The sequence below is a fragment of the Cupriavidus sp. 05N40 genome (assembly GCF_056397305.1).
In genome coordinates this window covers 1-2,685 of record NZ_JBFTND010000432.1, presented here as the reverse complement: position 1 = coordinate 2,685, position 2,685 = coordinate 1, and the positions used below count along the sequence as shown (strand labels likewise).

General features: G+C 64.6%; 2 protein-coding genes. Both read right to left on the bottom strand.

The window, feature by feature from the left end; genetic code table 11:
- Positions 1-1,837: toxin VasX (locus AC1DO7_RS41265; protein WP_477117572.1), on the bottom strand; the 1,837-nt coding region annotated here is incomplete at its 3' end.
- On the bottom strand, positions 1,834-2,685 hold an 852-nt coding region (locus tag AC1DO7_RS41260; protein ID WP_477117571.1), incomplete at its 5' end, for a type VI secretion system Vgr family protein. The genes AC1DO7_RS41265 and AC1DO7_RS41260, both read right to left, overlap by 4 nt.

The following is a 2,685-nucleotide window of genomic DNA, read 5'->3' as shown; positions in this document are numbered from 1 at the left end:
GTTCCCAGCGGGCCTCCTGCTCCGCGTCGAGCACCCAGCCGCGGGTCATGGCGGCGCCGGGGTCTTCGATCTTGGCGCGCTCGATGTCGATGTAGTGTCGCGCCTCGATGGCGGCCGACTTGTCCTCGAACAGCTGCCTGACGTCGTCGAACGCCTGGGCCACCAGGACCAGGCGTTCATTGTCGAGGCCTTTGGGGTTCTTGAGGCTAAGGTAGCCTTTGAGCTGTTCCACCGCCTCGTTGCGCCATGCGTTGAGCTGCTGGGTGATGCCGATGGGATCGTGCAGTACCACCGCACAACCGCGCGCGCGGCGAGCGGTTTCCTTGAGGTCCGAGGCGACCCAGGGCGTGTGGTATTCGTAATCCGGGCTGGAGTAAAGCTGGCCGGCGAGCACCGGCGCGAGCGCCTTGTCGGTGCGGGCAATGGCGTCCGACAAGGTGCCGTCGATGATCATCGGGTCGAGTACGTCGTCAGCAAACGAGCACGTGTCCGCAATCCTCTTGATGTCGAATGACTGCAACTTGTTGCGCAGGTAGGTCTTGTCGCGCACCTCGTCCACCATGCGCTTGGTGAGGGGGTCAGGCGTGAACAGCAGGCGCAATTCTTCGATATCCTCCGGCGCTTTGAAGCAAATGGTCCAACCGCTCCGCAGTTGAATACCTTGCGTGTCGGCGATCGGCTGGTGAGGTGCATACGGCCAGATCGGATGGAATATGCCGGCGGACACGGCATGCCAGGCGCTCTCGCAGGACCAGTCCTTGCCCAGGCGCTTGACGAAGGCATAGAGATAGCCCTCGCGCAGGCTGCGCACAGCGTACCGGGCATTGAGTTTGTCGAATGCGGGGAAGTTCTTGCCGAGATTGGATGGTAGCTGTGGCGCCAGTTTGTCCAAGGCCTTCAAGTCGCCATGGGCGAGGACGGCATAGCGCAGCGGCAGGATGGCTACCTCCGTCTTGCACTCGACACAAGGACTGGGCGCTTCGTCCCTGCGCGTTTGCCGGGCAACGCGAAGTGCCTGGGACAGGAGTGTGGCAGGGGAGTTCGTGGTCATGATTGCGGCCTCCTTGGGTCTGCCTGGTGCTTCAGAGCGGCCAGCGACTGGCTCAGCGGAACCTGATCGGCGACGGCGCGCTTCACGGCATCCTGCCAGTCGCGATCGGCGGCCAGGCGTGCAGCAGGTATTGACAACCCCACCAGGACGTAGGTGGTCAGGGTGCAGCAACTGATGCGGCAACGGATCGGAAACCAGGGCTTCCCACAGGGCATCGGTCAATGTCAGCGCCGGCGGCGACGGCTGCGGCAGGCGCGCGCCGCCGGGGATGCGGCTCCAGCGCGGGTGTTCCGGCGTGGCGCCGGCAAACCACCAGGACAGGAAGGGAGCGAAGAACCAGCCCACCCAGGCCGGGCTGGCCGCGCGGTGCAGGACCGGCAGGACCAGGGGATCGTAATAGCGCAGCAGGTAGCGTTCGCCTTCGCCGCCTTGCGCGAAAGTGGCGTGGCTGAGGTGGCCGGCCAGCATATCGGGAGGCCACAGGCTGGTCACCCAGGCCTGGATCACGTCGGTGCCGTAGCCGCTGGCCTTGGCGATGAGGGTGTCGAAGCCGGCCGGGCTGCTTTCGCCCGTGCCAGCCAGCATCGCGCCCAAGGGTTGCAGCGTGGCATAGTCCGGGTCGAGCAGCAGAGGGTGCAGCAATCCCTCGAAACGCGCGGTCACTTGTTCGCGTTGCGCTGGGGTCAACATCGCCATGTCGATCAAGGCCATCAAGTAACACGGCCGTGCGGCGGCGTTATAGTGCAGGTCTTCGCTGAATGCCTGCAAGAGCTGGTGGGCGATCATGCGTCCACCTTCATCAGGGCTTTGCGCTGGACGGCAGCTTTGAGCCAGCAACTGATACAAATGGGCTCGCCGGCGGCGGGCGTGCCGTCAACGGCGGTGGTGTTGCCCCCGCCTCCGGCCTGTTGGTTCAACGGTCCCTTGAGATGGATCGCTATGCCGTCCACGGTGATGCCGCTGTCGTCCAGCGTGATGGTGCCGCCGGGGCCGCGCAGGCGGGCCACCTGGCCGGCCTGTAGTTCGTAGCGCGCGGTCTTGCGCTCGATGCTTTGCCCGGCTTGCAGTTTGTCGTGGCCCTGCACGGTGGTTTCGCGGTGCCCACCGATCTCCACCCAGTGGTTGGCCGTGGTCTTGTCGCGGCGGTTATTACCCACCTCCTCAGTGCGATCCTTGCCGATGCGGATCGTGTGATTGCGCCCGACAGTCTGGAAGTCGTCCTGGCCGACGTCGTGGCGCCGATCCTGGCCGATGGTCACCTGCTCGTCGTTGCCCACCGTTTCCCTGCGGTCATGTCCGATGGCGATGATCTCGTCGTGCTGCACCTGCTCGCTGCGGTCATGCCCGACGAAGGTGGTTTCGTCGTGGTTGACGTGGAGGTTCTGGTCCTTCTGCGCGTGGACGAAGATTTCCTCCTGGTCCTTCTCATCCTCGAAGCGCAGTTCGTTGTAGCCCTCGCCCTTGTGGGTCTGGCTTTTGATGGTCATGCGGGTCTTGTGGTGCGGAAGTTCGTAGGGCGGCAGCTGGTTCGATCTGTACGTGCGGCCGGTGATGACCGGCTGGTCCGGGTCGCCGTCCCAGAAGTCGACGATCACCTCCTGGCCGATGCGCGGGATGGCGATGTGGCGATGTGG